This window comes from Vibrio sp. V01_P9A10T6 (assembly GCF_963877065.1).
Classification (GTDB): Bacteria; Pseudomonadota; Gammaproteobacteria; order Enterobacterales; family Vibrionaceae; genus Vibrio; species Vibrio anguillarum.
The window spans coordinates 20099-43462 of sequence record NZ_CAWNTB010000138.1 but is presented as its reverse complement, the minus strand read 5'-3'; the positions used below and the strand labels follow the sequence as shown (position 1 = coordinate 43462).

16 protein-coding genes and 1 pseudogene are annotated in these 23364 nt (G+C 42.5%); 2 read left to right on the top strand and 15 right to left on the bottom strand.

Features of this window, described 5'->3' with window-relative positions:
- The 3 genes and pseudogenes from AACQ21_RS07395 to matP form a co-directional block, all read right to left on the bottom strand.
- Nucleotides 1-181 (bottom strand): annotated as a pseudogene (locus AACQ21_RS07395) (hypothetical protein); the annotation flags it as partial.
- Nucleotides 182-309: 128 nt separating this feature from the next.
- Nucleotides 310-627, bottom strand: a complete 318-nt coding sequence (locus tag AACQ21_RS07390) for a DUF3634 family protein (RefSeq protein WP_013856901.1) — start codon at nt 625-627, stop codon at nt 310-312.
- Between the two features lie 14 nt (nt 628-641).
- Nucleotides 642-1091 (bottom strand): macrodomain Ter protein MatP, encoded by a 450-nt coding sequence (gene matP / locus AACQ21_RS07385; RefSeq protein ID WP_026027109.1) that lies wholly within the window; start codon nt 1089-1091, stop codon nt 642-644.
- Nucleotides 1092-1255: 164 nt separating this feature from the next.
- Between matP and AACQ21_RS07380 the strand changes: the two genes are divergently transcribed.
- Nucleotides 1256-2899 carry a S16 family serine protease gene (locus AACQ21_RS07380; protein ID WP_017044702.1) on the top strand — a complete coding sequence of 548 codons (1644 nt, stop codon included), beginning with the start codon at nt 1256-1258 and terminating at the stop codon, nt 2897-2899.
- 71 nt (nt 2900-2970) lie between these two features.
- Complete coding sequence (gene fabA / locus AACQ21_RS07375; protein WP_013856904.1) at nt 2971-3489, top strand: bifunctional 3-hydroxydecanoyl-ACP dehydratase/trans-2-decenoyl-ACP isomerase; 519 nt, start codon at nt 2971-2973, stop codon at nt 3487-3489.
- A gap of 135 nt (nt 3490-3624) precedes the next feature.
- Here fabA and rmf read toward each other — a convergent pair whose 3' ends face one another.
- The 12 genes from rmf to prc all read right to left on the bottom strand — a co-directional run bounded on the left by rmf (nt 3625) and on the right by prc (nt 23351).
- Nucleotides 3625-3798: a ribosome modulation factor gene (rmf, locus tag AACQ21_RS07370; RefSeq protein WP_010320553.1), complete on the bottom strand. Its 174-nt coding sequence runs from the start codon at nt 3796-3798 to the stop codon at nt 3625-3627.
- A gap of 169 nt (nt 3799-3967) precedes the next feature.
- Nucleotides 3968-5857, bottom strand: a complete 1890-nt coding sequence (locus AACQ21_RS07365; RefSeq protein ID WP_105977466.1) for a DUF3466 family protein — start codon at nt 5855-5857, stop codon at nt 3968-3970.
- A gap of 9 nt (nt 5858-5866) precedes the next feature.
- On the bottom strand, nt 5867-7783 hold the full coding sequence (locus AACQ21_RS07360) for an ABC transporter ATP-binding protein (protein ID WP_017041963.1): 1917 nt from the start codon (nt 7781-7783) through the stop codon (nt 5867-5869).
- Nucleotides 7761-8009, bottom strand: coding sequence for a glutaredoxin family protein (locus AACQ21_RS07355; RefSeq protein ID WP_013856908.1), 249 nt, complete (start codon nt 8007-8009; stop codon nt 7761-7763). Before AACQ21_RS07355 ends, AACQ21_RS07360 begins: the two co-directional genes overlap by 23 nt.
- A 3-nt stretch (nt 8010-8012) precedes the next feature.
- Entirely contained in the window at nt 8013-10142 is a 2130-nt protein-coding gene (rlmKL, locus tag AACQ21_RS07350; protein ID WP_105977465.1) for a bifunctional 23S rRNA (guanine(2069)-N(7))-methyltransferase RlmK/23S rRNA (guanine(2445)-N(2))-methyltransferase RlmL, read from the bottom strand.
- A 476-nt stretch (nt 10143-10618) separates the two neighbouring features.
- On the bottom strand, nt 10619-11161 hold the full coding sequence (locus AACQ21_RS07345) for a cell division protein ZapC (RefSeq protein ID WP_010320557.1): 543 nt from the start codon (nt 11159-11161) through the stop codon (nt 10619-10621).
- Nucleotides 11162-11350: 189 nt separating this feature from the next.
- Nucleotides 11351-12361 (bottom strand): quinone-dependent dihydroorotate dehydrogenase, encoded by a 1011-nt coding sequence (gene pyrD, locus AACQ21_RS07340; RefSeq protein ID WP_013856910.1) that lies wholly within the window; start codon nt 12359-12361, stop codon nt 11351-11353.
- Nucleotides 12362-12406: 45 nt separating this feature from the next.
- Complete coding sequence (locus AACQ21_RS07335) at nt 12407-17248, bottom strand: NAD-glutamate dehydrogenase (protein WP_105977464.1); 4842 nt, start codon at nt 17246-17248, stop codon at nt 12407-12409.
- Between the two features lie 182 nt (nt 17249-17430).
- Nucleotides 17431-17649 carry a DUF2835 domain-containing protein gene (locus AACQ21_RS07330; RefSeq protein ID WP_013856912.1) on the bottom strand — a complete coding sequence of 73 codons (219 nt, stop codon included), beginning with the start codon at nt 17647-17649 and terminating at the stop codon, nt 17431-17433.
- 65 nt (nt 17650-17714) lie between these two features.
- Nucleotides 17715-20321, bottom strand: a complete 2607-nt coding sequence (pepN, locus tag AACQ21_RS07325) for an aminopeptidase N (RefSeq protein WP_105977463.1) — start codon at nt 20319-20321, stop codon at nt 17715-17717.
- A 210-nt stretch (nt 20322-20531) separates the two neighbouring features.
- Nucleotides 20532-21215, bottom strand: a complete 684-nt coding sequence (locus AACQ21_RS07320; protein ID WP_013856914.1) for a hypothetical protein — start codon at nt 21213-21215, stop codon at nt 20532-20534.
- 141 nt (nt 21216-21356) lie between these two features.
- Entirely contained in the window at nt 21357-23351 is a 1995-nt protein-coding gene (prc, locus tag AACQ21_RS07315) for a carboxy terminal-processing peptidase (RefSeq protein WP_047689483.1), read from the bottom strand.
- Nucleotides 23352-23364: the final 13 nt, after the last annotated feature.

Below are 23364 nucleotides of genomic sequence, written 5' to 3'. Positions count from 1 at the left end.
GCTTCATTTCGATCATCACGTCACAATATCCATCAAGCTTAGATCTATATTTTTTAAGAGCTTTCAGCGTTTGCTGTTTTATTGATTTCGCGACAGGATTACTTTCTGAATCGTCGGCATAACCCTTTGAACAGAAAACTACTATCACTAACGAAATGATAACTACACAGATTTTTTTCATCGTCGAGAACCTTTACAGAGACTTCCATCATGATATCAGCGAGTTATAAATGGACGATATGTAAAGTTAATCGTTTCGACGATGTTCGTTTTTTAATGAAAACAATCTGTAACTTAAGAATGGCAGACTCAATGTGACTTCTTGGTTCGTTGCTCTTTTGTATGAAATCCCTGATGAGGAAAAACATTGCGAATACGCTGTTGAATTTTTTTAGGTACGTCTTTAGAAAAAACCAACTTAACACCCGTTCTCTGCTGGTAAACTTTTAGTTCGCCGCTCAAGTCTGTCTTTTCAGCAATCTCAGTCACATTATGTTTAAAACTTGGAGGGAAATGACCTTTAACTTGTGCTACGACACCATCTTTGAATTTAACTCTCAATATAGGCCGATCAACAGCGACTAACCAAAAGATAACTGCAGCAGCAGCCAGAATGACATACAACATTTTTATCTCCTTTCTTATTCAGACAGTAATTTACTTAAATCTTCTTTTAAACTTGAGACAGTTCTACTTGCTTTTTCGCTACGAGATGCTTCACTTAACAGGTATTCAATCGCGTCAGACAAAGTGCAACCAAGCTCATTGGCTCGATATGATAATTTTTCCCACACACGATAATCGAGATCGATAGATTTCTTTCTGGTGTGTAGTTGCTCGGCATTAAAGTGGCGTTTGCGTTTGGCTCTAATTGCTTGCTTGAGTTTATTACTCAGTTCAAGTGACATGTGCTGATCAATCCACCCAAGAACCAGATTGGGTTCATGCTCTATTTTTTTTAACTGTTCAATTGCAGCTAGAGCTTCACTTTTGTCTACATAACGAGTGATTGTTTCGCCATCCTTCCACTTATTAATTAAGTATTGCCACTTCCAACCCGATTCCAAATTTTCAAGCTGTTGATATTTCATAACGTAAAATCCATGCCAAGTTAGGGTGACAGCGTAACCCACCATCGTCCAGAGTTCAATTTTTGGATTCAAAAAAGCGAACAAGATCAAGCATAATAATGGAGCTGTTAGACATTGCTATTTTTCTATATAATCTGGCTTCTTTTAATAAACACTAGATTTCAATGACTCAAAATATTTGGCGTTCAGTCACACCTCAGTATGATCAATTCCACTCACAACTAGCTCAGTACCCTAGTCTATCTCCGGTAACATTACTCGACACACAGCCCAGACTAGCAACCGCTATTCAGCAGTTTGTTCAATTGAAAGGTTTTACACGAGTGATGTTGATCAACGCGCCAGATAACTCAATCTATCGTCAATTAGTCAGTCAAAAACTTCAAGTAATAAAGCCAAACTCGCACGTTATTTGTACGGAGTCCCTCGATATGGGGACTATCTTTGGCCAATACCGCGCTGAAAATGGGCTTATCACCAGCGAAATTCCTGGTTTATTGGATAAAGCCAATGGTGGTTATCTTCTGATCTCCGCTAATATGCTGTTGGCTAATCCTAAAATGTGGCCATTATTAAAAGCGGCAGTATTAGGCGAAGATGTAAGCCCCATTAATTGTGATGCTAAATCACCACACCCCTCACCAATCTCTAAAAGATATGAGGTCAAACTGATCATTTTAGGTGATAGGAACCAGTTAGCCGATGTCGACTATTTGGATGCAGACGTCCGCTCAAGCTTTTGTTTCTACACCGAATTAGAGTTGGACCTGAAAATTGATGAACAGTCGATATTGACCTATCTCGCTTATTTACGTTGGATATCTGAAGAATACCAACTCCCTACACTGACTGAAGATGCCATTCCTGCTCTTATGACCGCAGGTGCCCGTTTCACGGAAGATCAACATTACACACCGTTATGTGTAATATGGCACAGAACACTCATAGAAGAAGCGGCCTTAGAGTCAAATCAGTATCCGATTACTAAATCTCATATCGAAAGCGCCTTAGACAAACGCTATTATCGAGAGTCTTATCTGCAGCAACGAGCACTCGACGATATACTTGATGGACAGGTCATTATCGAAACTCAAGGCGAACAAGTCGGCCAAGTCAATGGATTAACAGTGATCGATGTTGCTGGCCATCCTCTTTCCTATGGTGAACCAGCTCGTATCTCATGCGTTGTGCACTTTGGTGACGGTGATATTACCGATGTCGAACGCAAAGCCGAGCTCGGTGGTAATTTGCATGCAAAAGGCATGATGATAATGCAAGCCTTTGTAAGCAGTTCAATGAACCTTGACGCACCGCTTCCCTATTCTGCTTCGGTTGTCTTCGAACAATCATACAGCGAAGTGGATGGCGACAGTGCATCACTAGCCGAGCTATGTTCTTTAGTAAGCGCTTTATCTGAACATCCCATTAACCAACAAATCGCTGTGACAGGTGCGGTTGATCAATTCGGGCGAGTCCAAGCTGTTGGCGGGCTAAACGAAAAAATTGAAGGCTTCTACCATGTGTGTAAGCATCAGGGATTCACGGGTGGACAAGGCGTCATTCTACCAAGAACAAATCTAAAACATCTTGCGCTTCATAAAGATGTAGTCAATAGCATTAAAAATGATGAATTTCATATTTGGCCAGTCGCTACAGTTGATGAAGCAGTACCGATCCTTATGGGTGCGTCATTCAGAGGCGATGACGAAGAAAGCATCATTAATAAAATTGCTCAACGTATTGAAAACTTTGAAAGGCATGACCAATCACACAGTATTGCAGAGCGCATTAAAAACTGGTTTGTGTAGCACTGATCGGAGTTGTTTAGCGTACACGTGTTCCCTAATATGCACCCTATCAAAAATTGGAGTAACTGATAATGCAGAATAAACGAGATTCATATAATCGTGAAGACTTACTAGCCTCTAGCCAAGGTGAGCTTTTTGGGCCTGGCTACCCTCAATTGCCAGCGCCAAATATGTTGATGATGGACCGCATCACCAAAATGTCAGAAACCGAGGGCGAGTATGGTAAAGGCCTTATTCTTGCTGAGTTAGATATTACTCCTGATCTATGGTTCTTCGATTGCCATTTCCCTGGCGATCCTGTAATGCCTGGCTGTTTAGGTTTAGATGCGATGTGGCAATTGGTTGGTTTCTTCCTTGGCTGGGTTGGTGGCAAAGGAAAAGGCCGGGCATTAGGTGTTGGTGAAGTTAAGTTCACAGGTCAGATCCTACCAACAGCAAAAAAAGTAACTTACGAAATCACGATGAAACGGGTTGTTAACCGTAAACTTGTAATGGGCCTAGCTGATGGTCGCGTTCTTGTCGATGGCAAAGAGATTTACGTTGCAAAGGACTTAAAAGTAGGTCTTTTCCAAGATACTTCTGCTTTTTAATGACGTTAAACTATTCATAAGCGACTCATAGAGTCGCTTTTTCTCATCAAAACACTTAGTTATAGTGCTTTAGTGTGACTTGAATACTAAAAAGCCCCTTCCGGGGCTTAAATCCTTTTGCATGTATGTGGGAGTTTATTTGTAGAGACCAGCTTGTTTGTCATCTCTGGCATCGCGCCAACCACCTAGCCAATATGAACGAGCGTCCGTTTGTTGATAAGGGCAAGCCTCTACGGAACGTCCGTTTAAGCCAGCTTTATACCCATGAGACTGTGCTCTTTCAAGGCGATCACGCTTTTGTCTCTTCATCATAGTGTAGTCCTCATACAGTAACTTGTGTCTTACATACAACTATTAAATCTACATGGCATATCTGTTACGCCACAATTAAGAATTGCTCAAAAATTCGACTTTCTCAAGTTACAAAAAAGGCGCAGATTCTAAATTGTGAACTTGCGCCATTCTTTACACTATTTAATTATTTTCTGCGGAACCCAAAGAGAGCAAGTAGTGTCAGAGTAATCCACCCCATACTACCGCCTTTACGTTCAACGGGCGGAAGTGCCGTGCTGCGGACTTCAATATCGCTATCCGCCGCGCCAGCAATCGGGATCAGTTTAATCGCGACAACGCTTTCACTTCCAGAAGTACAGTATGAGTTATGGGAGAAATCGTCATAGCCACCAGTACATTTAAATGCACTTGCTGCAATCACACCATCATCATTGATATCTGAGGCTTCAAAAATACGGAACTGGTTATTATGTTGTGAGTAAGCCCCACCGTTGGTTAGATCATCTAACCACCAACCTTGGTTCTGGAACAATGCCATTCTTGCTGCATTACTCCCTGTACCGTTGAAAGGATAGATAAAGCCACGATGACGACGTTGTTTGCCTCCATCTTCACGACCTTTTTCTGCATCGATTTGACCGACAATTTCATTGAAATTGTTGATCGCTCTCGCTTCACCGCCAGCACCAGTAAAGAAAATTCCACCTGATAGATAGTTAGCTACAGGTGTTCCGCTATTAGCATCTGCCACGAAAATACGGTTTGCTGCTGCGCCGCTTTCAGGTTTATCGCCTTTGCGTTTTGTTTCACCGATCACGATTAAATGGTTATTAATATCTGTCGCTAATGAGTTGGAGTAAATCACATCTCCATCCACTTTCAGTTCTGTGCCAGTAATAACCTTACTACTCCACATATCATGCTTAGGGGTTGTTACGTCGTAACTTGCATTAGGATAGAATACTGTTGCTTGCATTCTAAACACATTATCATCGCGATAGGTATTAAAACCAGCCATAACCGGCTTGTTAGCGTAACTGCCAGATGTAGGAATAGCAGCGCCTCTTACACTTGCTTGTGCAGAGTATCCGCTACGGTTTGCTTCAACATCACCGACCCACCCTGTTACGCGGTAACCCGTCGATGTAGATGCTGTATCCCACATATAAGCTTGCGTTGCAAATGCAAAATTTTGACACTGACGAGTTAACTGTGGATCGAGACCATCACTCACACAAGTGTTAACATCGCCATTGTAGTCTTTGTTATCATCATCACCATTACCCGTTAAATAAGGGCTAACTGATGCACTACCAACCACGAAATTATGGGTACCATCATTGAATACATCATAAGCGAACGTCCGACCCATTTTTTCAACAATTTTATTATTTGTGTCTTTGACAATTGTGGTGTCTGTTGGTGGATTTAAAATATTGCCATTATAAAAACCACGTTGACGGTAGCCTAGAGCGTAATTACTCCCAGACTGTGTGTAACCGCTGCTCGTAATACCAAAAGCATAAGTACCGTCTAACCCAGTTAAAACGGTATTCTGAGTATTTGCAATAGAGCCAAAAGTCAAAACAACTTGCGATGAATTAACAAAGGCCGCTGCATTTTGTAGATAACTACCATTATCCCAAGCATCACGCTCACGCTTCAAACCGCCAGTTTCAACATTGTTGTACTCAAAACCATGCCATTGCTTATCAGCCCATGCCTCACAAGTAGAATAACCGAGTTCGCTAGAGCAATAGCTTTTGAGCTCATCAATATCCTGATAAACAAAACGATTATCCATTTTGAATGGCACTTCATCACGGTATGAAATACCATCAGAACCATTGAGCGTATCGCCACCGAGCGCAAAAGTATTACAGCTACTTCCGGCCGTAAAACATCCAAGAGGATTTGCTGAAAGGTTATCTTTTTGTATTGCCCTTCCATAATATTCATTAGCGACTAAGTTACCGGGTGTCACTTCTACAATTTGGTAAAGTGCAGCATGAGCTTGAGTGGCAGCCAGAATACTGGCCGCAATTACGGTGATTTTAAATGTTTTACTACTCATTAATAATCTCTAACTTTCCTGTTGCATTGCTTCGAGCTCTTCCCAGCGCTCGAAAGCAATTTCAAGCTCCTGCTCTTTCGCAGTTAACTTATCTAAAACGGGCTGTGTTTTGTCTGCTGATTGCATGAAAAACTCAGGATCGTTCACTTGCTGTTGAAGCATTTCAATATCATTCTCAAGTTGCTCTAACATTGCGGGCAACTCATCCATTTCTCGCTGCAGTTTATAAGATAACTTTTTAGGTTTTGTCTTAATTGGCGCTGTTTTGAGAGTTTCCTCAACCACTTTTTCTTTATTGCTGACATTTTCAGCAACTCGTGACTGCAAAACCTGAGCTCTTTGTTGCTGAGCATCGTGATAGCCTCCAACAAATTCTTCAATTTTGCCATCGCCTTCAAAAATCCAACTCGTTGTTACAGTATTATCAACAAATTGACGATCGTGGCTGACAAGCAGCAATGTGCCTTGGTAATTGGCAAGCAAATCTTCTAAAAGTTCCAAAGTTTCGATATCTAAATCGTTGGTTGGTTCATCTAAAATCAATAAATTATTCGGTTTGAGGAAAATACGAGCAAGCAACAGTCTGTTTTTCTCACCACCAGATAGCGCTTTTACTGGCGTTCTCGCACGTTTAGGGGCAAACAAGAAATCTTGTAAGTAGCTTAATGCGTGCCGTGGGCGCCCAGCCACCATCACTTCTTGTTTTCCGTCAGCTAAGTTGTCAATTACCGACTTCTCAGGATCGAGGATCTCACGGTACTGATCAAAATAAGCAACTTCAAGTTTGGTACCGCAATGTAATTTGCCACTCTGAGGCTGTAAATCACCCAACAGCAGTTTCAGCAGTGTACTTTTACCGCATCCGTTAGGGCCAATAAGTGCAATGCGATCACCACGCATGATATTGAAACTGAAGTTCGAGACAATGTTTTTGCCATCAATGCTATAGCTAATATCCTTCGCTTCGAAGACAATTTTTCCTGAACGCGCAGCGTCATCGATTTGCAAGTTTGCTTTGCCCTGCACCTCACGGCGATCATTACGCTCTTCTCTTAGCTTCTTGAGTGCTCTTACGCGTCCTTCGTTACGGGTACGGCGTGCTTTGATTCCTTGACGAATCCAAACTTCTTCTTGGGCTAATTTCTTATCAAACTCGGCATTTTGCATCTCTTCTACGCGCAAGGCTTCTTCCTTAGCTACAAGATACTGATCATAATCACCAGGAAATGAGCTGAGCTTGCCGCGGTCAAGATCAACAATACGTGTCGCCATTGAGTGGATGAATGTCCTATCATGGGATACGAAGATGATCGAGCCTCTAAAATCTTTCAAAAAGCCTTCAAGCCATTCAATGGTCGTTACATCGAGGTGGTTAGTCGGTTCATCAAGCAAAAGGACATCAGGATCACACACTAGTGCTCTTGCAAGGGCCGCTTTACGCTGCCATCCACCCGATAAATCCGTTAGTTTGGTGTGGCCATCCAGCTTCAATGCCGCAAGAACATTTTGGATGCGTTCTTCAAAACGCCATGCCCCTGTATGCTCTAGCTGCTCTTGAATACGAGATAACTTATTGATATTACTTTCACTTGGATCGATAACGATGAGATCTAAAAGATCTTGATAGATCTTTAGATACTCACCAACTTCCGCTAATCCACCAGCAACATAATCAAAAACGGTGCCAGCTTCATCTCTAGGCGGATCTTGTTCTAATCGAGAAACAACAACATCTTGTTCTATCTGCATTTTTCCGTCGTCCATGATGATTTCTCTCGCAAGAACTTTCATCATAGTCGACTTGCCTGCACCGTTTCGGCCGACGAGACAAACTCGTTCATTTTCTTGTAATGCGAAATCTGCATGATCGAGTAATGGGTGGTCACCAAATGCTAATTGACCGTTATGGATGGTAATTAATGCCATTATTTTCTAACCAATGAAGTAATGTTTGTTGGTCAAAGGGCCAGCTCAGTTCGGATTCTTGGTATTTAAGAACCGGAATGGTGACCCCGTAACGAGAGAAGAGCGCATCATCAAATGCAATATCAACAAGTTGTACTTGTTCAGCAATGTTTGCCTGCTGAACAAGCTGAAATGCCATCTCACAGAGATGGCATCCTTCAGTACTGTAAAGCGTGAACAACTTCATTCCCTATTCACTGCGTGCATGGGAAATGGTCCAGCAGTTGTGGATCTGCTTATTGCGTTCAAAATCCAGTGGCAATGTTTGCGCTGAAATATTTTGAGCAACTAAACCAAGCTCAGCTAACGCTTCTAAATCCATTTTAAAATGTCGTTTATTGTTTGAAAACACAATCGTACCTTCTGGACGTAGGATACGTTTTAAATTTTCCATCAACTTAATATGATCGCGTTGCACATCAAATGTGTGTTCCATACGTTTGGAATTTGAGAATGTCGGCGGATCGATAAATATCAAATCAAATTGTTCTTTTGCAGTCTCTAGCCATTGCACACAGTCGGCTTGTTCAAAGCGATGCTGGTGTCCAACTTGACCGTTGAGCTTTAAGTTGTCTTTAGCCCATTCTAAATAGGTTTTAGACATATCAACCGTCATGGTTGATTTTGCTCCACCGCAAGCGGCATGAACGGTTGCAGAGCCGGTGTAAGCAAATAGATTGAGGAAATCTTTACCCTTTGCCATTTGCCCTAAGCGACGACGCGTCAATTTATGATCAAGGAATAAACCCGTATCGAGATAATCATGTAAATTGACAATCAGTTTAACGCCATACTCGTTCACTTCCATTGTCTCAGAAATTTGCCCTAATTTTTGATATTGAGAGCGCCCTTTCTGTTTTTCACGAACTTTGAGTACTACTTTATTTGCTTCTGTTCCGGTGACTTGAATCGCGGCACGAATGATATCTGTTAAACGGCGTTTAGCCTTTTCTTCTGGAATATCTTTAGGTGCGGCGTATTCTTGGATCACTAGGTGGTCGAGATAAACATCGATCGCAACATTGTATTCAGGCAAATCAGCGTCATAAATACGATAGCAATCGAGTGATTCACGTTTCGCCCACTTACCAATTTTCGCAATATTTTTCTTTAAACGATTCGAAAAATCAGGAGCAATCACCGATTCTTGAGAAATAGACGCTCCCAGCTCTACCGTGCGCAATGAAATTGAGTAGTTCTTTTGGTGACAAGGTAACGCACCGTTATTTAACTTAAACTGCTTTTCAGCGCGCATACGCAAACAACTGAGTAATTCGTCAGAGCTTGAGAAAATCGACGCTTGGCAACCGCCAAATTCAGCCTTTAATTGCCCACCAAATGCCGTGTATAAAGCAATCAAACCAGGATGTGTACCTAAACGTTCACCATAGGGTGGATTACAGATAACTACACCATCCTCAAACCCTTCAGGACGTTTGATCAGTGCCGCATCACCTAGCTGGAAGGTAATCAGTTCTTCAACCCCTGCGCGGCGAGCGTTATCTTTCGCGGTTTGCAGCACTCGTGCATCGTTATCAAAACCAAAGAACTTACAGTCAACTTTCTTGACACCACGTCTTGCTTGAACATTGGCCTCTGATTTTATTTGCGCCCATAGTTCTGCATCAAAATCCTCTAAAGCTTCGAAACTCCACTTTGGACGCTTGAGACTAGGGGCCATACCAGCAGCCATCATGGCCGCCTCAATGAGCAAAGTGCCAGAACCACACATTGGGTCGAGCAGTGGCTTCGTTTCACTCCATCCACTACGCAAAATAATAGCCGCTGCTAATGTTTCACGAAGTGGTGCTCGCCCCGCTTCGGTACGGTAACCGCGCTGATGTAAACCACCGCCCACCATATCAATCCCTAAAATGGCTTTATCTTTATGCAAGCGTACATGGACACGAAGATCTGCATGATCTTTATCGATCGAAGGGCGCGGTAAGTTCTTTTTGGTGAAACAGTCGACAACCGCATCCTTTACTTTCATCGCGCCGTACTGACTGTTGCGGATTTCGTTATTTGTGCCGTTGAAGTCGACAACAAACTTTTTCGAACTATGAAAATGATTAACCCAGTTCACTGAACTTGCTAACAAGTAAAGATCCATATCATTTTGGCAGGTAAATTCAGAGAGGACGCGAACAAATCTTGATGCTAGACGGCTCCACAAACAACAGCGATAAATCTGCTCTTTCGACGCTTTAAATTTTACCCCGGCCTGCACGGGTTTTGCGTCCGTAATCCCTAATTTGGTTAGTTCTTCAACTAATAGGTTCTCAAGACCGTTTGAGGTAACCGCTAGATATTGATTCATACTGCTCTTTTACTGATAAAAATGACCACGCATTATACCTGACAATCCCACGCTTGAGTAAAACAAAGTGTCTCTTTCACCTTCTCAACCATTCAATTGCTTAACTACTCGCCAATTTTACAAATAGACAAGCTTCGAGCATTGCAAAAACATCTCACTAGATATAGCAAGGCCTACGGGATAAGTGAGTATTTATTCACCGCATAATTGGACTATACCAGATTGATTTTTGTAGTGTAAATTAATTACAAATGAGCTAAAAATGGGAATATGTCGGCCATTTCTAGCAATGTAGACACTGTTTATAACGTCACTTTTGAAGAAAAAAACATCAGAATCCTGAACAAATCTCACATTTAAGATCGAATTCAGACGGATAGGATTGAGTTGGGGAAAAGCTCTAGGCAAAAAAAATCGGCTATTAAGCCGATGGGAAATGAAACAAAGGAACGAAACGTTGTGCTATTAGGGAAAAGTTAACTCACAAGAGCAACGTGCTCTTCGAGCAAAATATGATTGGCGCAAGCCATACGGTCATGCATAACCTTAATGACCTGTCCGAATTCCAGCTGTTTGGAACCATTCAGTATGAACGCATCCAAATCGACTAAGGCGCAAAGACTAGCGCAGTCCCCTACCTCAAGTACGATGAAATAACCTTGGCTGTAGCCGTTGACCAACCGAACAATGTCACCTTCACTCGGTTCAAAACCGTAGCCTTGATGATCAAAAAACCAACTTTTAGGCTGGACAGGTTTATGAAAACGCTTAGCGGCAACACAATAGAGTGCTAATTCGGCTTGTCTTGGCTCACTTAAACCTAAATAGGCAATTTGCTCTTTGTAGGTTTGGAAAGCACTCGCATCATCGACTGAAAAATGATTCTCAGCAAAAGCACAATCGACGAGCAGATTACGGTAAAGATTGGTCTTAAAAACCATCTCATCACCAAGGTATAACATCAGGCAGCTTTCGCTATCTGAATAATACCAACTCCATTTGTCACTTGGTTTAAGCATCGTTCCACTCTCTAATTTTAATGAATTATCAAACTATTAGGTAAAACGCTTAATTACCTTTGCCAGCTAGTGAATGTAATTTTAAGAACAGAAATATAAAAAAAAAGAGGAAATGAATAACTCATTCCCTCTTACTTTGACCCAGTCACTTTTTATTTTTCTGAGTAAATACCTTTAAATCGCACTTATTTACAGGTTCTTGACAATATCTCTCACTAAGCCTGGGCCGTGGTAAATGAATCCTGAATAGACTTGTACTAGTTTCGCGCCCGCCAACATTTTTTCTTTTGCAGCGATACAAGAATCAATACCACCCACTCCAATAATGGGCAGCTTATCACCCAACTCTTGGTACAAGCACTTAATCACTTCAGTACTTCTTGATTGAACAGGACGGCCACTTAACCCACCCGCTTCATTCGCGAATTTCATACCTTCCACCAGCGACCGATCCAATGTGGTATTAGTCGCGATAACGCCATCAATATTATGCTTGAGTAACGATTGGCAAATTTGTTTAAGTTCGTCATCAGAAAGATCGGGAGCGATCTTTAATGTTAGCGGAACGTATTTATTATGCAGCTTAGCCAATTCAGATTGCTTCGCTTTCAGTACGGCAAGCAAATCATCCAATGCCTCACCATATTGTAACGTTCGTAACCCAGGAGTGTTGGGGGATGAAATGTTCACCGCTATGTAACCAGCATATGGGTAAACTTTCTCCATACAAATAAGATAGTCATCTGCCCCATTTTCAATCGGTGTATCTTTATTCTTTCCAATGTTGATACCGATAATGCCGTCATATTTAGCTTTCTTAACGTTCTCAACCAGGTTGTCGACACCTAAGTTGTTAAAGCCCATTCGATTGATAATACCTTCCGCTTGGATCAAACGGAATAAACGCGGTTTATCGTTACCAGATTGAGGACGTGGAGTCACGGTACCAACTTCGACAAAACCAAACCCCATTGCACCAAAAGCTTCTATGCATTCCCCATTTTTATCTAGGCCAGCGGCCAAACCTACAGGGTTTTTAAAAGTTAAACCCATGCATTCGACTGGGCGATTGGGTAAGTGTTGACGATAGAAGAGATCAAGAGGAGTGCCTGTGAAACGTTTAAAGTTTTCAATGGCGAGATCATGTGCCTTTTCGGCATCAAGTTGAAAAAAGCCAGTCCTGGCTAAGCGGTAGAGCATTGTGCCTCCGAAATAAAAAGCCCCGTATAAACGGGGCGTTATTATTTACTCATTTGCCGCACAATTCAAATTTAAAAGTACTAATTCTCTTAATGCTACTGAGAATTTTGCAAATTCATGTACTGCACCAACTTTAAATTCGTTGAGGATACTCTCCCAGCGCATTAAGGATACTTCATTACTAGCAATCCATTCATCCAGTGCTTTCATTACATCGAGTTCTTCTGGCGCACAAGTACAATTCAATACTTGCGCAGTGAGTTGACGCTGCTGCCAGTCTAAATCTTCACGGAATGCAGCGCGAGCTAGTGCTTGCCAGTTGTTATCCACCGCTTGACCGTTAATCTGTTTTAAGAACCAGTGCAGTGATAAACGATCACCTAAGTTAAAGTAAAGCTTAGCTGTCTGAGCAACGGTCTTACCTTTATCACGTGCCACTGTGGATATATCCAGTGCTGAGTACAGGCTTGATAAACGAGCAACGTAATTCGCCAGTTCTGAGTTAATGCCTTTATCAATCCAGACTTGAGCCATGGCATTATGCTCTGCAACCTCTTCAGCAACGAGCATATTGTCTAGTTCAGCGGAAACGGCATTGACGTCAGTTTGATAAAGCGCAATCAAATCTTTGACTGATTGTTTGCCTGAACGATTACGCAGCAACCAACGAGATAAGCGGCGTAAGGTTCGGCGTACTAAGAAAATCACATCGTACTGTGCATCGGCTTCTGCTTTATTGTCGAGTAAACGAACCTGCTCAAGAACACGGCCTAAACCATAGATTTCTCTTGCCGCAGTGTAAGCATTGGCAATATCGACAACATTCGCACCAGTCTCTTCTTGCAGACGGGTCACGAAATTACATCCCATTTCGTTCACCATCTGGTTGGCCAGAGCCGTAGCAATGATCTCTGCACGAAGTGGATGCTGTTGCATGTGCTGAGAATAGTTACGACGTAACTCAGTAGGGAAATAGTTGATCAACTGCTGTGAATGGAATTCATCGTGTGAAATCTCTTCACAAGCCAATTCCTCTTTCAACACCATTTTGCCGTATGCCACTAATACCGATAGCTCCGGACGGGTTAATGCAAATCCCTGCTTCTCACGTTCAAGCAAAGTTTCATCATCTGGAATGTATTCCAATGCTCGGTCAAGGTGCCCTGCTTTTTCCATGGCATGGATGAAACGAATTTGCTCTTTAACTAACGATACACCCTGTTGCTCAGTGACAGAAATAGCTTCAGATTGAGCGTAAGCATCTTCAATAACGATGCCTCCTACTTCGTCTTCCATCGACTCTAAGATCTGATTACGTTGTTTGACGGTAAGATCACCATTCGCCACCAAGCCATTCAAGAAGATCTTAATATTAACTTCATTATCCGAGCAATCGACGCCGCCAACGTTATCAACAAAGTCGGTATTAACACGACCACCAGTTAATGCATACTCAACACGTCCAAGTTGAGTCATACCTAAGTTACCACCTTCACCGATCACTTTTGTGCGAAGATCGCGTCCATCAATTCTTAGAGCATCGTTAGCACGGTCACCTACATCAGAATGGCTCTCTTTCGATGATTTAACATAGGTGCCGATGCCTCCGTTCCACAAAAGATCCACTTCCATTTTCAAGATCATTTTAATCAGCTCATTAGGCGCAACAGAAGCCTTCTTAGTGCCGATCATTTTTTGAATTTCAGGCGTTAAGGTGATCGATTTCGCTTTGCGAGAGAAGATACCACCACCTTTTGAGATCAACTTTGCGTTGTAATCTTCCCAGCTAGATCGTGGCGTGTTGAATAAGCGATTGCGCTCTTCCCAACTTTTTGCTGAATTTGGTGTTGGATCGATGAAAATATGCAAATGGTTAAACGCTGCTTGCAAACAGATGTGTTTAGACAGCAGCATACCATTACCGAACACATCTCCAGCCATATCGCCGATGCCAATCGCTGTGAAATCTGTGGTTTGGCAGTTAATGCCCATCTCACGGAAGTGGCGCTTGACTGACTCCCATCCCCCTTTTGCTGTAATCCCCATGGCTTTATGGTCGTAACCATTTGAACCACCAGAAGCAAAAGCGTCACCTAGCCAGAAATTGTATTCTGCTGACACTGAGTTAGCCAAATCGGAAAATGTTGCTGTCCCTTTATCCGCGGCTACAACTAAGTAAGGGTCATCTTCATCATGACGAACGACATTTTTAGGTGGAACGACTTCGCCTTCAATAATATTGTCGGAAACATCGAGTAAGGCACGAATAAAACGTTTATAGCAGCGTTGTCCCTCGGCAAAGATCTCATCACGCGTGGTAAACATGTGCTGTTTCTTACACACAAAACCACCTTTTGCTCCCACAGGAACAATAACGGTATTTTTTACCTGTTGCGCTTTCACTAACCCTAGAATCTCGGTACGGAAATCTTCTTGGCGATCAGACCAGCGTAATCCGCCACGTGCTACTTTACCACCACGTAAATGAACACCTTCAATATCAGGCGCATAAACGAAGATTTCGAAAGCCGGCACAGGAGCTGGAATTTCAGAAATCTCTTTCGGTTTCATTTTTAAAGAAAGCCAAGGTTTGATCTGATTGTTTTCATCCAGCTGGAAGTAGTTAGTACGGATCGTCGCACTGATCATCTCCATATAACGACGAATAATACGATCATCATCCAAGCTATCAACACGATCTAACTCTTCAGTAATAGCGTTGATAAGATCCGTTTGCCCTTTTTGAGCCCCTTTGTGTTTAGGATCAAACCGCTTTAAGAATAGTTCCACCAGCCCTTTTGCTACATCTGGATAATGGCTGAGTGTATCTTCAATATATTGTTGACTGAATGGGAAACCCACTTGGCGCATGTAACGCGCATAAGCACGAAGAATCGATACTTCGCGCCCAGTTAACGAAGCACCGAGTACTAGTCGGTTGAAGCCATCACTCTCTAATTCACCAGCCCAAATAGCCGCAAATGCTTGTTGAAAACGATCTCTCGCTTCTCGAAGATCGACACTCTTATCGCTCTTATGCAGCATTGAGAAATCTAAGATCCAATACGTTTGTCCATTTAACTTGCGTACTTCATAAGGTGACTCTCCGATCACCCTCAGCCCTAAGTTTTCCAACATCGGCATCACATCAGAAAGATGGATTGGCTCGTCACGGTGATAGAGTTTTAAGCGCACCGCTTTTGAATCGGCCGCTTCTTCTTGTGGACGATAGAACAACATGCCGAGTTTGTGCTCTTCATCTAAGGCTTCCAATCGCTGGATATCATCCACCGCTGAACCCGGCATCATGTCTTCTTTGTAAGAACGAGGGAATGCACGCATGTATTCTTTCGATAATGGCAGCCCTTTACTCTCTCCAAAGTTTGCTACGATCGCATCTGATAAACGATCATCCCAAGTTGATGATGCTTCCATTAAATTCTGCTCTACCGTTTTTACATCGACATCCATATTGTTGTTATCAACACGTACGATGTAGTGTGTTCTTGCCAATGGGCTTTCTGAAAAATAAGTGGTGAACTCAACATCTTGCTCACAACCAAAGTACTGTTTGAAAATTCGTTGCGTTTGGCGGCGAAGCTCGGTGTTATAGCGCTCTTTGGTCACATAGACCATACAGCTGAAGAAACGACCAAACGGGTCTTTACGAACAAACAGACGCAGCAAATCCCTATCTTGCATTTGCACTACGCCCATCCCAACTTCTAACATCTCTTCTTCACGTGCTTGCAGTAACTCATCACGAGGATAGTTTTCTAGAATATTGTGCAGCGCTTTATAGGAATACGAGCCTGCACGATAACCGCTGGCTTTTAGGATACGTTCTACTTTTTCGCGGATCAGCGGAATAGTTTCGACACTTTGGTTATACACCGCCGAGGTATATAGACCAGTGAAACGATGTTCACCGATCACTTTACCTGCTTTGTCGAACTTTTTAACGCCGATATAATCGGTATAAGCTGGGCGGTGGATACGTGATTGGGTATTGCCTTTAGTGACAATCAATAAAAAAGGCTTTTTGGCTTCAAGGCGCGCGGAATCAGGAAAGTCAGATAATTTTACGCTGCGCACACGTTTTGAATCAGAAAATAAACCCAACCCTTTTTCTGCTGTTGGTCTCAGTTCAGTATCGCCTTCGACCGTCACGAGGTCATATTCTTTGTATCCCATGAAAGTGAAATTATGATTTCCCATCCACTTTAAGAATTTGATGGTTTCTTCATAACGATCACTTTCTACAGGAATGAACTCTTTTTGTGTCTCCAATTGCGCAATCACTTGCACCAGTTTTTCTGACATTGGTTGCCAGTCTTGCACCACTAAAGCTGTATCGCTCAGAATACTAAGCAACTCATTTTTCAACTGTGTCATCGCTTCTTTGCTGCTAAGGCGGTCGACTTCAATATGAAAAAGAGATTGCAGAACACCCTCACCTTGGTTTACCGAAGTAATAACACCGTTATCGGTGCGCGAGATTTGCGTTGGACCATTGAGCATGAGGTGTGACGATAAATCCAAACGGCTGAGCGCCATTTTAATGGAGTCCACAAGAAACGGACTATCAGGGATTACTATTTCAACAATCGTGTGCGTTGACTGCCAACCTTGGCGGCTTACTGTCGGGTTAAATACCCGCACTGAACGCTCCTCTGGGTTTTTCTCGTTAATATGGTGCCATAGGCTAACTACCGCACCGTATAAGTCAGATTCATTACGTTCAGTCAGATCATCTTTCGAAATGTTACTAAATAGATGTTGAGCAAGTTGAGTAACGAGAGGTTGATGAGCAAGATCGAGTTTGTCTTGAATCAGTTTGTACACTTTTTCAAGCAGAACTGGCACTAAAGTTTCACGCGCAGTCATAGTAGACTCCAAGATTATTATTTTTGTAGGGTATGCGGTAAGCATAGCGCTTACCATTGGTAATGCTTGCTTTATTGTAAAAGCTTTATTGACAAATAGTTAACAGTTTTAGGGCAGGTCTGAGGTGAAATGTTTGAGAATGTGATTAAGATTCCTATTTAAATATCTAGAAAATCAGCAGCTCACAGAGTTTCTAACTTTACAAACTTGTTATTTTGGTCAGTTGTCAGCCGAAATCGACCTTTTACTCCAATTTGGCTAAGAAATGGACGAAATCGAGATGCGGGTAGCTGAAGGCGTAAACCTTGATCTGTGTAGACTTGTACAGAGCTTGCTACACCAGAATAGTGCGCTAAGTAAGTTTGATAAGAAATATTGAGAGTAAAATAGTATTGCTTCATAGCCGTTAACCAAAATAGAGCGAGGAGACCTATCTGTCACCTCGCTCTTAGTAGAGTTAAGATCCTTAAGATTCGAGCGCTTTTGTTACTTTTTCAAAGAGATCCCGAGCTAAATTATCCATTGACTTCAAAGTCTCCAACTCCGATTTCATCATTGCTTGACGAGTTTCATCGTAGAGCCTGAATTTAAGTAAAGGATCAATTAAACGCGACGCAACTTGGGGGTTACTATCATTGAGTTCACGGAGTATCTGCCCTGCAAAACGGTATCCCTCACCCGATTTTGCATGGAAATTAACTGGGTTTGCACTGAGGAATGAACCAATTAAACTGCGAGTACGATTTGGATTTTTTAAGCTAAATGCTTCATGTTTCATGGTTTGTTGAATGGTATCCAAAACACTTGGCGCGGGGTTAGTCCCTTGCAGTGCAAACCATTTATCCATCACCAATCCATCGTGTTTCCATTTATTGCTGTAATCATCCATCAGTGCTTGACGGCACATAAGCTGCGCACTATTCGCAGCGCTCATAGCGGCGATGGTGTCAGTCATGTTGTTGGCACTGTGATACTGAGCCAGCACCAAGTCATTGCCTTGGTCGGTATAAGCTAAATAAGCAAGGCAAGTATTGCGCAATGCTCGTTCACCAATTGCACTGTGTTCAATGCTGTATTCTGTCTGTTTTAAACTGTGGTAAACCGCATTGAGCTCGTCTTGCAATGCGTTAGCAAGCTGTACTTTCATCGCTTTAAGTACGGTCGCTATTGCATCAACATCCACACGTTTATACCAACCTGAAACCTCATTATGGCTAGGTAATGAGAGCATTTCCGCAATAAAAGCAGGCTCTAAAGCCTCACTAAGTAACACACCACGGAATGCATCAACTACCGATTCAGGCAAATCCGCCGCCTTACCCGACTGCACTCCAAACACATTGCTACGGATATATTTGGCTAACAACATTTGGCCTGCGTCCCAGCGAGCAAATTCGTTGCGAGCATTGACCATCAAGAAGATCAGCTCATCATCACTGTAGTCATACTCCAGTTTCACTGGTGCTGAAAATTCGCGCAACAAGGAAGGGATCGGTTTCTCTAGCACATTTTCAAACACGAAGGTCTGCTTGGCCTGTGTTACGTTCAGTACATTAGAGATTCGCTTTTCGTTACATTGTAACTCAACTACATCACCATGAGCGGTGTATAACTCAACATCAAAAGGAATATGCAGCGCTGCTTTCTCTTTTTGCTCGTGCGTTGGTTCGGTTGTTTGCTCTACGGTTAAGGCATAGGTTTTCTGTTGTGCGTCATATTCAGTGCTCACTGAAACAATCGGTGTACCAGATTGGCTATACCATAAACGGAATTGGGTAAGATCGACGCCTGAAGCATCTTCCATCGCTGCCACGAAATCTTCGCAGGTAGCGGCAGTGCCATCATGACGCTCAAAATAGAGCTTCATCCCTTTTTGGAAATTCGTTTCACCCAATAACGTATGCATCATACGAATCACTTCACTGCCCTTTTCATAGACAGTTAATGTATAGAAGTTATTCATTTCTATCACTTTATCGGGACGAATTGGGTGTGACATTGGGCTGGCATCTTCAGCAAATTGTGGCCCGCGAATAATGCGCACATTATTAATGCGATTCACGGCTCTCGACCCTAAATCAGACGAAAATTCTTGGTCACGGAATACCGTTAGGCCTTCTTTTAAGCTTAATTGGAACCAATCACGACAAGTGACGCGGTTACCAGTCCAGTTATGGAAATATTCGTGGCCAATCACCGCTTCAATACCTAAATAATCAGTATCAGTAGCGGTTTTTTCATTGGCTAGCACAAACTTAGAGTTAAAAATGTTGAGGCCTTTATTCTCCATCGCACCCATGTTGAAAAAGTCAACGGCAACGATCATGTAGATGTCGAGATCATACTCTAAGCCGAAGCGTTCTTCGTCCCACTTCATTGCGTTGATAAGTGATGTCATCGCATGAGAAGCGCGGTCGAGGTTACCTTTATCAACAAAAATCTCGAGGGCAACATCGCGACCAGACTTGGTTTTATATTGATCACGTAATACGTCAAAATCACCCGCAACGAGAGCAAATAAGTAAGCAGGTTTCGGATGTGGATCTTGCCACTTCACCCAATGACGCCCTTCTGTAAGATCGCCATGTTCGATACGGTTACCGTTACTTAATAAAAATGGGTAATCTTTTTTGTCAGCAATCACGGTCGTGGTGTATTTTGCAAGAACGTCTGGACGATCGAGGAAGTAAGTGATGCGACGGAAACCTTCCGCTTCACACTGCGTACAGAACGCACCACCCGATTTGTATAACCCTTCTAGTGCGGTATTCGCTTCAGGGTTAATCAGTGTCACGATCTCCAATTCAAACTCTTGAGGTAATGATGAGATCGAGAGCCCGCTTTCAAGCAGCTGAAAATCTTGCCATTCGGTGCCATTCACTTTGAGCGATTTCAGCTCAAGGTTTTCACCATCCAGCACCAATTGGTTACTCTCTTTTTGCTGCTTAGCGTGAGAAACGGCAGTCACTGTGGTGTTGCTATCAAAGAGATCGAATGTTAATTCGAGATCCGTAATGGTATGTGATGGAGATTGATAATCTTTGCGATACTTGGCTTGGGGTGTATGAGCCATGTCGTAATCCTTGTTGACGGAGTGAAATGTGACGTTTTTGATAAACATTCAGTAAGATGGCTATAGATCTAAGGCTTGTTATCATTAATAACAACCCCTCAAACCGAAAAACGAGGCATTTAAGACAAATACCCCGTTATTTCGCTGACAATTTACCCATATATCAACAGATTTCACTCATTACCTTTCTTATGATAGAAGATTGCAAGACTACGGATTTACTCGCGCTAAAACAGCCGACATGGAACCATTCTCCACTTCTAAAGTTAACATATCGCTAACAAGCGTATAGCGGGTATCATGTTCTCCGTCTTCATAAAGGAGCACCAAATGATCACCTTCTGTGTAGTACACCCCTTTATGGATCGATTCGTTACCATTAGCACCACTTACTCTGAACATAAATACAAAATCCGGCTGTAAAACGAGATCAAGTTGGTTAATGTCGGTTGCTATCGCATCTTCACCAAATATCCGTTTGCTAGACCACACCCCTGCCAACGCATTTGGTAAAGCTTTAGTGAACATAATGCCGTTTAAGTTGAGCATGTTGTGGTTCACTTGGTATTGATAAACTTGAGGTTGCGATGAATTAAGCCCCAAAATCAAGCTGTTATCGCTGGCGTCAAATTCACCTTCCCAGTGCTCCACATTATAATTTTTCTTTTGAATATCGATCTTGAAACGATAATTCGATTCCAAGGTCAGTTTAATAGAACGAAAATCATCGGAAGAAGTGTCAGGATTGGGGTTAAGTAGGTACCAATCACCAAGTAAAAAAGGGAGATCAAACTGAGTTAAGTCTTGATGAGTCTGCGTACCACTACTTTGACTTTGTGCCGCACTGGTGCTGATAAGAACAATGCAGGTAAAAATGATGCTTATCCATTTCATAACACGCTCCTCGCTTTTTTCTTAAGCTTAGAACCGGTTGTACGATAAAGCGAAATGTTTGATCTGTATCACGTTATTTATTTGGTTTAAATAAGATCAAAAAAGCGAGCACTAAGGCTCGCTTTTCATTGCTACTGGTTGCTAATTTAGCATATCAACAGTGATCGCCACTGCTTCTTCTAAATAAACATCTGGAGCTTCATAATCTTTAGGTACATCTTGCAAGGTTTTATAGGGCTTCAAACCATTGGCGACTTGTCGCATGTTAATCCGCGCCAAACGCAATTCATCTGCCTTGTCACTCTCTTGCTTACGCACAGATTCATTGAGAGAAATTGTGTTGTCATCTTTCTCCGCTTTATACTTTGCAATATCCTCGTTAATGAAGCCGAACTCCATATCGTTGGCAATACGAGCTTGATGCTGCGCAGATAACTTAGCAATCAGTTTTTCATTAGCTTGTAACTTGTCGTATTTAGCTCGCTCAATTTGATCCCAAGGAAGTGCATTAGGTTCAACGCTCTCACCGGTATCTTTTGCTTCAATCGCAGTGGGTAACGCAATATCAGGCACAACACCTTTATTCTGCGTACTACCACCATCAATACGATAAAATTTCTGAATCGTATATTGAACGTAGCCTAATTCTTTATCAAACAAGTCGTAGATATGATTCAACGAGCGATGCTGTTGAACCGTTCCCTTACCGAATGAGTTTTCGCCAACAATGATCGCTCGTCCATAATCTTGCATTGCCGCTGCAAAAATTTCTGAGGCTGATGCGCTGTAGCGATTCACCAATACTGTCATTGGCCCCTGATAACTGATTTTTCCATCCGTGTCACTATTAACGTTTACTCGTCCATAGCTATCGCGAACTTGCACAACCGGGCCGCTTTCAATAAATAAGCCGGATAATGCCGTCGCTTCCGTTAATGCACCCCCACCGTTATTACGCAAATCGACGATCACGCCATCCACTTTTTTCTGCTTCAGTTCAGCCAGCAATTTGTCCGTGTCTTGCGCTAAACCGACATAGAAGCTAGGGACTTCAAGCACGCCTATTTTCTTGCCATTTTTCTCGATGATTTTTGATTTAACCGCTCGATCTTCTAAACGAATTTTGTCTCGAACAATAGTGACAACGTGACTTTTAGCGTCTTTACCTTCCGGCAAAACTTGCAACTTCACCTTAGTGCCTTTCGGGCCTTTGATCAGTTGTACGACATCATCTAAACGCCAGCCGATAACATCAACCATCTCTTTGCCATCTTGGCCCACACCAATGATACGATCGCCTTCACCCAACTGCTTGCTATTTGAGGCAGGACCACCCGCAACTAACGAACGAATGATGGTGTAGTCGTCGGTCATTTGCAGTACAGCACCAATCCCTTCCAATGAAAGATTCATTTCTGATTGGAACTGCTCGGCATTACGTGGAGAGAGATAACTAGTATGCGGATCAACTTCACGCGCAAAAGCATTCATATAAAGCTGAAATACATCTTCGCTGTGGGTCTGAGACAGACGTTTGATCGCGTTATTATAACGCTTGCCTAGCGTTTCTTTAATTTCCGGCCACTCTTTACCCGTAAGCTTTAAGTTCAGTGCATCATATTTGACACGTTGCTGCCATAACTTATCGAGCTCGGTTTTATCTTTCGGCCAAGCTGCTTTTGAGCGATCAAGTTCCATCGATTCATCGGCTTCAAATGTAATTTCTTTGTCGAGCAGAGAAAGCGCATATTGAAAACGCTCAAAGCGCTTTTGCATTGATAAGTTATAAACATCAAATGCAATTTGGTTATTGCCAGCCTTGAGTTGATCATCAAGTTGTGTCGACCACGTATGAAAGGAATCAATATCGCTCTGAGTAAAGATATTGCGGTTGTAGTCGAGCAGTTCGAGATAACGATTGAAGATAGCTTGCGAGAAATCGTCATTCAAGTTGAAGTGTTTGTAATGAGAACGAGTAAAACGGGAAGTCACACGCTTACTCGCCGTTTCATGCTGCATTTCTGGGGCAAGAAGAGGTAAATCTTCTTTGCTAAGAGTGGCTTCTAAGGCCTGAACGGATGACGCTGCTAGCCATAGGCCAGCAGCGATCAACGTTAATTTTGAACGGCATTTCATGCGTAGGAATTTC

Bases quoted from the DNA above. Each gene is read 5' to 3' on its own strand.
- pyrD (WP_013856910.1), bottom strand. From the start codon at position 12,361: ATGCTCTACCGCTTAGCCAGGACTGGCTTTTTTCAACTTGATGCCGAA.
- matP (WP_026027109.1), bottom strand. From the start codon at position 1,091: ATGAAATATCAACAGCTTGAAAATTTGGAATCGGGTTGGAAGTGGCAA.
- AACQ21_RS07390 (WP_013856901.1), bottom strand. From the start codon at position 627: ATGTTGTATGTCATTCTGGCTGCTGCTGCAGTTATCTTTTGGTTAGTC.
- fabA (WP_013856904.1), top strand. From the start codon at position 2,971: ATGCAGAATAAACGAGATTCATATAATCGTGAAGACTTACTAGCCTCT.
- rmf (WP_010320553.1), bottom strand. From the start codon at position 3,798: ATGAAGAGACAAAAGCGTGATCGCCTTGAAAGAGCACAGTCTCATGGG.
- AACQ21_RS07345 (WP_010320557.1), bottom strand. From the start codon at position 11,161: ATGCTTAAACCAAGTGACAAATGGAGTTGGTATTATTCAGATAGCGAA.
- prc (WP_047689483.1), bottom strand. From the start codon at position 23,351: ATGAAATGCCGTTCAAAATTAACGTTGATCGCTGCTGGCCTATGGCTA.
- AACQ21_RS07335 (WP_105977464.1), bottom strand. From the start codon at position 17,248: ATGACTGCGCGTGAAACTTTAGTGCCAGTTCTGCTTGAAAAAGTGTAC.
- rlmKL (WP_105977465.1), bottom strand. From the start codon at position 10,142: ATGAATCAATATCTAGCGGTTACCTCAAACGGTCTTGAGAACCTATTA.
- pepN (WP_105977463.1), bottom strand. From the start codon at position 20,321: ATGGCTCATACACCCCAAGCCAAGTATCGCAAAGATTATCAATCTCCA.
- AACQ21_RS07330 (WP_013856912.1), bottom strand. From the start codon at position 17,649: ATGAAGCAATACTATTTTACTCTCAATATTTCTTATCAAACTTACTTA.
- AACQ21_RS07360 (WP_017041963.1), bottom strand. From the start codon at position 7,783: ATGGCATTAATTACCATCCATAACGGTCAATTAGCATTTGGTGACCAC.
- AACQ21_RS07355 (WP_013856908.1), bottom strand. From the start codon at position 8,009: ATGAAGTTGTTCACGCTTTACAGTACTGAAGGATGCCATCTCTGTGAG.
- AACQ21_RS07320 (WP_013856914.1), bottom strand. From the start codon at position 21,215: ATGAAATGGATAAGCATCATTTTTACCTGCATTGTTCTTATCAGCACC.
- AACQ21_RS07380 (WP_017044702.1), top strand. From the start codon at position 1,256: ATGACTCAAAATATTTGGCGTTCAGTCACACCTCAGTATGATCAATTC.
- AACQ21_RS07365 (WP_105977466.1), bottom strand. From the start codon at position 5,857: ATGAGTAGTAAAACATTTAAAATCACCGTAATTGCGGCCAGTATTCTG.